Origin of the sequence: Brevundimonas sp. (genome assembly GCF_031082345.1) — a bacterium.
Lineage (GTDB): Bacteria > Pseudomonadota > Alphaproteobacteria > Caulobacterales > Caulobacteraceae > Brevundimonas.
Genome location: NZ_JAVHLH010000035.1, coordinates 8,225 through 15,508 on the forward strand (window position 1 = coordinate 8,225; position 7,284 = coordinate 15,508).

At 70.2% G+C, this 7,284-nt stretch carries 10 protein-coding genes; 5 read left to right on the forward strand and 5 right to left on the reverse strand.

Annotated elements, in window-relative coordinates; genetic code table 11:
• The first annotated feature begins 57 nt into the window (after positions 1–57).
• Entirely contained in the window at positions 58–1,020 is a 963-nt protein-coding gene (locus tag RDU12_RS03960; RefSeq protein ID WP_308684131.1) for an SDR family oxidoreductase, read from the forward strand.
• Between the two features lie 15 nt (positions 1,021–1,035).
• Here RDU12_RS03960 and RDU12_RS03965 read toward each other — a convergent pair whose 3' ends face one another.
• The 5 genes from RDU12_RS03965 to RDU12_RS03985 form a co-directional block, all read right to left on the reverse strand.
• Complete coding sequence (locus tag RDU12_RS03965; protein ID WP_300290003.1) at positions 1,036–1,323, reverse strand: GNAT family N-acetyltransferase; 288 nt, start codon at positions 1,321–1,323, stop codon at positions 1,036–1,038.
• Between the two features lie 121 nt (positions 1,324–1,444).
• Positions 1,445–1,843: a hypothetical protein gene (locus RDU12_RS03970; RefSeq protein WP_300290005.1), complete on the reverse strand. Its 399-nt coding sequence runs from the start codon at positions 1,841–1,843 to the stop codon at positions 1,445–1,447.
• Between the two features lie 11 nt (positions 1,844–1,854).
• Positions 1,855–2,529 (reverse strand): hypothetical protein, encoded by a 675-nt coding sequence (locus RDU12_RS03975; RefSeq protein ID WP_300290006.1) that lies wholly within the window; start codon positions 2,527–2,529, stop codon positions 1,855–1,857.
• Positions 2,530–2,587: 58 nt separating this feature from the next.
• A complete protein-coding gene (gene folB / locus RDU12_RS03980; RefSeq protein ID WP_374990184.1) occupies positions 2,588–2,992 on the reverse strand; it encodes a dihydroneopterin aldolase in 405 nt (134 codons plus the stop codon).
• 3 nt (positions 2,993–2,995) lie between these two features.
• Positions 2,996–3,754 (reverse strand): SDR family oxidoreductase, encoded by a 759-nt coding sequence (locus RDU12_RS03985; RefSeq protein WP_300290007.1) that lies wholly within the window; start codon positions 3,752–3,754, stop codon positions 2,996–2,998.
• A gap of 153 nt (positions 3,755–3,907) precedes the next feature.
• Between RDU12_RS03985 and RDU12_RS03990 the strand changes: the two genes are divergently transcribed.
• From RDU12_RS03990 to RDU12_RS04005, 4 genes are all read left to right on the forward strand, one after another.
• Positions 3,908–4,381 carry an NUDIX domain-containing protein gene (locus RDU12_RS03990; RefSeq protein WP_300290008.1) on the forward strand — a complete coding sequence of 158 codons (474 nt, stop codon included), beginning with the start codon at positions 3,908–3,910 and terminating at the stop codon, positions 4,379–4,381.
• A gap of 9 nt (positions 4,382–4,390) precedes the next feature.
• On the forward strand, positions 4,391–4,837 hold the full coding sequence (locus RDU12_RS03995) for a DMT family transporter (RefSeq protein ID WP_300290009.1): 447 nt from the start codon (positions 4,391–4,393) through the stop codon (positions 4,835–4,837).
• Positions 4,838–4,853: 16 nt separating this feature from the next.
• On the forward strand, positions 4,854–6,743 hold the full coding sequence (uvrC, locus tag RDU12_RS04000) for an excinuclease ABC subunit UvrC (RefSeq protein ID WP_300290010.1): 1,890 nt from the start codon (positions 4,854–4,856) through the stop codon (positions 6,741–6,743).
• Positions 6,744–6,764: 21 nt separating this feature from the next.
• Positions 6,765–7,284, forward strand: a 520-nt coding sequence (locus RDU12_RS04005; protein ID WP_308684132.1) for a carbonic anhydrase, incomplete at its 3' end; no start/stop codon positions are given.

Consider the following 7,284-nt stretch of genomic DNA (forward strand, 5'->3'; position numbering starts at 1 on the left):
GAAAGAATCGCGAAGCTCGAAGAAGAAAACGCGGCTCTCAAAAAAACAAATACCGGCATGTTAGACCGGATCGCCGATCAGGAACGGAAAATTCAGGCCGGGATTGACGCCAGGGCCTCGGACGGCGGCGGATCGGAAAGCGAAGGCGCGGTGCAGGCCGGCGCGCGCCGATACCCCGAACCGCCCTTCCCGGAGCAGCAGCAGCGCAAGCCGGGCGACGAGGCGGCGCTTGATCCCGCCCCGATGTACGACGCGCCGTTCTGGAAGGGTTCCGGCAAGCTGGACGGCATGGCCGCCCTCATCACCGGGGGCGACTCCGGCATCGGCCGGGCGGTGGCCGTGCTGTTCGCCCGCGAGGGCTGCGACGTCGCCATCTGCCACCTCGACGAGGAGCGGGACGCCGAGGACACCAGGGCCGCGGTCGAGGCCGAGGGCCGGCGGGCCATCGTGATCAAGGGCGACGCCGCCGACCCCGCCTTCTCCGAGGCCGCCGTCAAGGCCACGCTGGACGCCTTCGGCCGCCTCGACGTGGTCGTGCCCAACGCCGCTTTCCAGGAGCACGTCGAGGCGCTGGAGGACCTGACCCTCGAGCATTTCGACCGCACGCTGAAGACCAACCTCTACGGCTATTTCTACCTGGTGAAGGCGGCGGTTCCGCACCTGAAGCCCGGCGGGGCCATCGTCATGACCGGCTCGGTCACCGGCATCAGGGGCAACGACAATCTGCTCGACTATTCGATGACCAAGGGCGGCATCCACGCCTTCGCGCGGTCGCTGGGAACCCACCTCGCCCCCCGGGGAATCCGCGTCAACGTGGTCGCGCCGGGGCCGGTCTGGACCCCGCTCAACCCCGCCGACCAGCAGGCGGACAAGGTCGCTCAATTCGGTTCGCAGACGGTGATGAAACGCCCGGCCCAGCCCGAGGAGATCGCGCCCGCCTTCGTCTTCCTCGCCTCGCCGCAGTGCTCCAGCTACATCACCGGCGAGATCCTGCCGATCATCGGCGGCTACGGCGGCTGACCGGGCCGCGCGCGGTCAGGCGACGACGTCGTCGTACTCCCGGTGCCGCTTCAGCCAGGCGACGGCGTAGCTGCATCGCGGCGTCAGCTTGAGCCCCTCGGCCCGGGCATGTTCCGCCAGCGCCTGCATGAAGGCCCCCGCCGCGCCCGTGCCCCTCAGGGCCGGGTCGGCCTCGACGTGCAGGATGAGGCGTTTGTCGCCCTGGACGGCGTAGTCCGCGAACACCGTGCGGGTCTGGCCCTGGGCGTCGGTGAATCCCTGCTCGAACCGCTGCTGGGCGACGACATCGCGAAGATCGGTCATGGGCATGGCCTCCGGTGAACTGTGTGGGCGTGTGACGCAGGGCCAACTCGAGCAGTCGCCCTGCGTTCCTCACCGAGCGCGGGTCGCCGGCGCCCGGATCGGACCCTGTCTCCCTAAAGCCTCAGGGGGCGCGGTCGCCGAGCAGGTTGATCAGTCCGAAGATGCTCTTCACCGTGAACCAGACGCTGATCAGGAACCACGCCAGCAGGAAGATGAACAGGAAGGGGATGCCGATCAGGATCACGCTCGCGAGGGCGCTGACGGCGATCGCTGCCCAGCAGGCGATCGTCCACCAGAACACCGACCAGAACAGGCGAATCTGCGCGTTCAGATGCTCGAGCGCCAGGCCGGAGGCGGAGCTCCGGCCGGCATAGGCGACCACCAGTCCGACGAGGACCAGCACGTTGGCGCTGGGGATCGACAGGATGTACAGGCCCCAGGCCAGCACGGCGGCGACCTTGCCGTCCTCCTGGCCGCCGGAGCGGAAAACGGGTTCGTCACGGGGAGGGATAGGGGTCATGGCGCGCTCCTTCAGATCCACCAGCCGCGGGGATTGGCGATCGGTCGCCCCGCCTTCAACGACCACACCCCCACGGCGCCGCGCGCGACCAGCCACAGCGCCGCGAGGAACATGATGGCCGGGCCGAACCCGAACGGCACGAGGAAGAAGATCAGCCCCACCGCGACGGCCACGCCGGCGGTCCACAGCGTCCGCTGCTGATAGATGAAGTGCGACTGCGACAGGGGGTCTTCCGGTCCGGCCCGGCCGGTGACGGCGAGCAGCCCGATGATCGCCGACACGCCCAGGGTCGGGACGGCGAAGAGGATCAGCGCATAGACAGCGTACAGGCCCATGCCGCCTCCTGGGATGGCCGGAGGCTCGCGCCGTCGCCGACGGCTGGAGAACTCGGGCGAGGGTTCGAAGACCGAGGCGGCCGAGACCGGCGTCCCGGCGACGGACGGCGCTTCCGGCTCCGGCGAGGGCTCGGCGGGGGCGGGCTCCGGTTCGGCCGGGTGGGAGGCGCTCAACAGGTCGGGTTCCGGATGGGACCCCGGGGCGGGCTCAGGCTCAGGCTCAGGCTCAGGCTTTGGCTCAGGCTCCAACGCCTCCGGCGTCCGGGCGCGGCCCTGCAGCGACGCCGGAGAGGCGAAGCCGATCAGGTCGTCGTGATCGTCCGGAGCGTGCGGGTCGCCGGGTTCGGCCATGGGGGTCCTTCGAGTCCTGTTGTCAGAATGACGGCCCGTCGCCGGGCGCGCAACCGGTCTAGCGCGCCAGCGTCACCTCGCAACCCGGGGCGACGGCGCCGTCCAGCGCGCCCGGCTTCTCGATCCGCACGGTGCAACGCCGCACCCGACCGTCCGCCAGCATGGCCAGGGCCAACCGTTCGGCGAAGGTCTCGACCAGGCCGACATGACCTTCGGCCGCGATGGCGCGCGCCGCCTCGGCCACGGTCTCGTAGTTGATGGTGTCAGCCAGTCGCTCCACCGCCGCCGGCGCCAGCTCGAGGCTGACGTCGAGGACCAGCCGTTGCAGCCGCCCCAGCTCGTGATCATGCACCCCGATGCCGGCCGCGACTTCCAGCCCGCGCACGAATACGGTCAGACCTTCGCGGCGAATGCCCGGAGCGGCGTCGGCGCCCGGGAAGGGCAGGGGGGAGGGGACGGCCACGGGCTACTCCACGATGTCCGGGGTTTTCCAGGCCAGGTGCTGGCCCCCGTCGACGGCGATCATCTGGCCTGTCACCAGCTCCGCGTCCACCAGCCATCGCACCGCGGCGGCCACGGCCTCCGGACTGCCGGCGCGCGCCAGCGGAACGGCTGCGGCCTCGGCGGCGAATTCCTCATCCGTCTGGTGCACCGAGGGCAGGGTCGGACCCGGCCCCACGCCGTTGACCCGGATGCGCGGCGCCAGCGCCTGGGCCATGGTGCGGGTGGCGTGCCACAGGGCGGCTTTCGACAGGCCGTAGGAGAAGAAGCGCGGGTCCGGCTTCAGGACGCGCTGGTCGAGAATGTTGACGATGGCCGAGCCGTCGGGCGCCTGGCGCGCGAACGCCTGGGCCAGCAGCACCGGGGCGCGCAGATTGGTGTCGAGATGCCTGTTCCAGCTGTCGCCGGTGATGGTGTCCAGCCGGTCGTCGGCGAACACCGAGGCGTTGTTGACCAGCACCGACAGCGGCCCCAGCGCTTCGGCCGCCCGGCCGATCAGTTCGTGGGTCGCGACCGCGTCCCTGAGGTCGGCGGACAGGGCCACGGCCCGACGGCCCAGGCCTTCGATCTCGCGGACCAGCCCGGCGGCCTCATCGTCCGAGGTGTGATGATGAACGGCGACGTCGAATCCGGCGCCGGCCAGCTCAAGACAGATGGCCCGGCCGATGCGTTTGGCTCCGCCGGTGACGAGGGCGACCCGGTTCCGGGCCGACGGCTCAGTCAACCCGGCCGAACTCGATGAAGTTGATCGCGGCGAGAACGGCCACGAAGCCGAGGATGATGTAGAGGGCCAGCATGCGATGCTCCTGTGTCGGCGCCCGCAATAAAGCGCCCGGCCCGGCTGTTCAAGCAGGCGTCAGGCCCTATCGTTCGACCGATGACGACCTGGCGCACGCATATTGAGCCCTTCACCCGCCCGCTGTTCTTCGCCTGGTCGCGGATCAGCCGCGGCATGACCCTGGGCGTGCGCGGCGTCGCCATCGACGGCGAGGGCCGGGTGCTTCTGGTCAAACACACCTATCTGCATGGCTGGTGGCTGCCCGGCGGCGGGGTCGAACGCGGCCAGACCTGCGAGGACGCCCTGGCCCGCGAAATGCACGAGGAGGCCGGCGTCATCCTCGAGGGCCGCCCGGTCCTGGTCAGCATCCACGCCAACGAGCGCTTCTTCCGCGGCGACCACGTTCTCGTCTACCGCATCGACCGCTTCACCCTGACCGACCGCACCAGCCGGGGCGAGATCGCGGCGGCAGGCTGGTTCGACCCGTGCGATCTGCCGGAGGACACGCACCGCGCGACGCGCGACCGGCTGGCGGAGATTTTCGGCGATGCGGAATGCGCGACAAGCTGGTAGCGAATCCGGATGAACCCCTCTCTCCTCGCCATGCTGGCCGTCGTCTTCGGCGGGGCCGCCACCGCCCTCCAGGCGCCGACCAACGCCAAGATGATGGGCGCCGTCGGCTCCCCGGTGAACGCCGCCTTCGTTTCGTTCGCGGTCGGCACGGCGGCGCTGGGCATCCTCGCCCTCGTGCTGCAGGTGCGGCCGGACCTGGCCGCCTCGCGGGCCCTGCCCTGGTACGCCTGGGTCGGTGGTCTGTATGGCGCGATCTTCGTGGTCGCGGCCGCCTGGGGCGTGCCCCGGCTGGGCGTGGCCACCACCATCATCCTGATGGTGGCCGGCCAGCTGCTGCTCAGCCTCGTGCTCGACCATTTCGGGGCCATGGGCATGCCGAAGCAGCCGATCAGCCCCGGCCGCGTCGCCGGCATCGGCCTCGTGATCGCCGGCGTGCTTATGGTCCGCAAATTCTAGGCCTATATCGGTCCCGATGACCGAGGAGACGATTCCCGCTGACGCCGAGGCCCTGAAGGCCGCCGACCTGATCCGGGACGAGGCCCGGCGCGCGCCGGACAAGCCCGGCGTCTACCGCATGTACGGCGAGGACGGGACCTGCCTCTACGTCGGCAAGGCGCGCTCGCTGAAGAAGCGCATCCTCCAGTACGCCCAGGGCCGGTTCCACACCCAGCGCATCGGCCTGATGGTGTCCCTGACGCGCTCGATGGAGCTGGTCGTCACCGCCTCGGAGACCGAGGCCCTGCTGCTCGAATCCAACTTCATCAAGAAGCTCAAGCCGCGCTTCAACGTGGTGCTGCGCGACGACAAGTCATTCGCCGAGCTGATGATCCGCCGCGACCACCGCGCGCCCCAGGTCCGCAAGCATCGCGGGGCCCACACTGTGAAGGGCGACTATTTCGGCCCCTTCGCCTCGACCTGGGCGGTCAACCGCACCCTGACCACCCTGCAGAAGGCCTTCCTGCTGCGCTCCTGTTCGGACAGCGTCTACGAGACCCGCACCCGGCCCTGCATGCTGCACCAGATCAAGCGCTGCTCGGCCCCCTGCACCGGTCTGATCTCGCTCGAGGACTATGGCGCCCTGGTCGACGAGGCCGAGGCCTTCCTGCGTGGCAAGTCGCGCGCCGTCGTCGCCCGCCTGTCGAGCGAGATGCAGGCCGCCTCCGACGCCATGGATTTCGAACAGGCCGCCCGCGTCCGCGACCGCATCCGCGCCCTGTCGGCCATCTCGATGGAGAATTCCGTCAGCGCCGAAGGGGTCGCCGAGGCCGACGTCTTCGCCCTGCACTCCGACGGCGGCCAGGCCTGCGTCCAGGTCTTCTTCTACCGCGCCGGCCAGAACTGGGGCGGTCGGGCCTATTTCCCGCGCGTCGACCGGGCGGACACCGACCCGGAAATCCTCGCCGCCTTCCTCGGCCAGTTCTACGAGGACCGGCCGGTGCCGCGGCAGATCCTGTCCAACCTCGTTCCGCACGAGAAGGAGCTGCTGGAGGAGGCCTTCTCGATGAAGGCCCGGACCGTGGACGGACGCCGGGTGGTCAGCATCGAACGGCCGGCCCGCGGCGATCGCAAGGCCCTGGTCGACCACGCCCTGACCAACGCCCGCGAGGCGCTGGGCCGCCGCATGGCCGAGAGCTCGGCCCAGGGCAGGATCCTCGACGAGGTGTGCGAGGTGTTCGGGCTGGAGGGCCGCCCCGAGCGGATCGAGGTCTATGACAACTCCCACATCCAGGGGACCAACGCCGTCGGCGGCATGATCGTGGCCGGGCCCGAGGGGTTCCAGAAGTCGCAGTATCGCAAGTTCAACATCCGCGGCGAGGAGCTCACGCCCGGCGACGACTACGGCATGATGCGCGAGGTGCTGCGCCGCCGCTTCGCCCGTCTGGTCAAGGACGAGGAAGCGGGCGAGGAGGTTGTCCGTCCCGACCTGCTGCTGATCGACGGCGGCGCCGGGCAGCTGGCCGAGGCGGTCGCGGTCATGGCTGAACTGGGCGTGCACGACATCGCCGTGGTCGGCGTGGCCAAGGGGCCGGACCGCGACGCGGGACTGGAGCGGTTCTTCATGCCCGGCAAGCCGCCGTTCATGCTGCCGCTGAAGTCGCCGGCGCTGTACTACCTCCAGCGCCTGCGCGACGAGGCCCACCGCTTCGCCATCGGCGCCCACCGCACCCGCCGTTCGATGGACATCAAGAAGAACCCGCTCGACGAAATCGAGGGCGTCGGCCCCGGCCGCAAGAAGGCCCTGCTGCACGCCTTCGGCTCGGCCAAGGGGGTCTCGCGCGCCGCCGTCGCGGATCTGGTCAAGGTCGAGGGCATCAATTTGCCGCTGGCCGAGCGCATCCACGCCTTCTTCCGCAAGAGCTGATCCCGTTCTAGAAACCCTGCCATGTCGACCGAATCCGCTGACGCCCTGCTTTCCGGCTACCGCCGCTTCCGCGAGGGCCATTGGGCCGAGGCCCGGGCCGAGTACGAGGCGCTCGCCGCCGACGGCCAGCGGCCGCACACCCTGGTCGTGGCCTGTTCCGACAGTCGCGCCGATCCGGCCCTGATCTTCGACACCGCGCCGGGCCAGCTGTTCGTGGTCCGCAACGTCGCCAACCTGGTCCCCCCCTACGAGCCGGACGGCCGCCTGCACGGCGTCTCGGCGGCGCTGGAGTTCGGGGTCAAGGTGCTGGGCGTGTCGCGCATCGTGGTCATGGGTCACGCCCTCTGCGGCGGGGTCAACGCCATGCTCAACGGCGCGCCGGGGAACTGTCAGGACTTCGTCGCGCCCTGGGTCGAGCAGGGCGCCCCGGTCGTCCGCCGCATCGCCGAGGCGGTCGAGCCCGACCAGGTCGACCGGGCCGCGGAGGAGGCCGTGGTGCGCCTGTCGATCGACAACCTGCGCACCTTTCCGTGGATCGCCG

Excerpts from the sequence above, each read along its gene's own strand:
- RDU12_RS03995 (WP_300290009.1), top strand. The coding sequence starts at position 4,391 with ATGAACCCCTCTCTCCTCGCCATGCTGGCCGTCGTCTTCGGCGGGGCC.
- RDU12_RS03965 (WP_300290003.1), bottom strand. The coding sequence starts at position 1,323 with ATGACCGATCTTCGCGATGTCGTCGCCCAGCAGCGGTTCGAGCAGGGA.
- RDU12_RS03990 (WP_300290008.1), top strand. The coding sequence starts at position 3,908 with ATGACGACCTGGCGCACGCATATTGAGCCCTTCACCCGCCCGCTGTTC.
- RDU12_RS03970 (WP_300290005.1), bottom strand. The coding sequence starts at position 1,843 with ATGACCCCTATCCCTCCCCGTGACGAACCCGTTTTCCGCTCCGGCGGC.
- uvrC (WP_300290010.1), top strand. The coding sequence starts at position 4,854 with ATGACCGAGGAGACGATTCCCGCTGACGCCGAGGCCCTGAAGGCCGCC.
- RDU12_RS03975 (WP_300290006.1), bottom strand. The coding sequence starts at position 2,529 with ATGGCCGAACCCGGCGACCCGCACGCTCCGGACGATCACGACGACCTG.
- RDU12_RS03960 (WP_308684131.1), top strand. The coding sequence starts at position 58 with ATGTTAGACCGGATCGCCGATCAGGAACGGAAAATTCAGGCCGGGATT.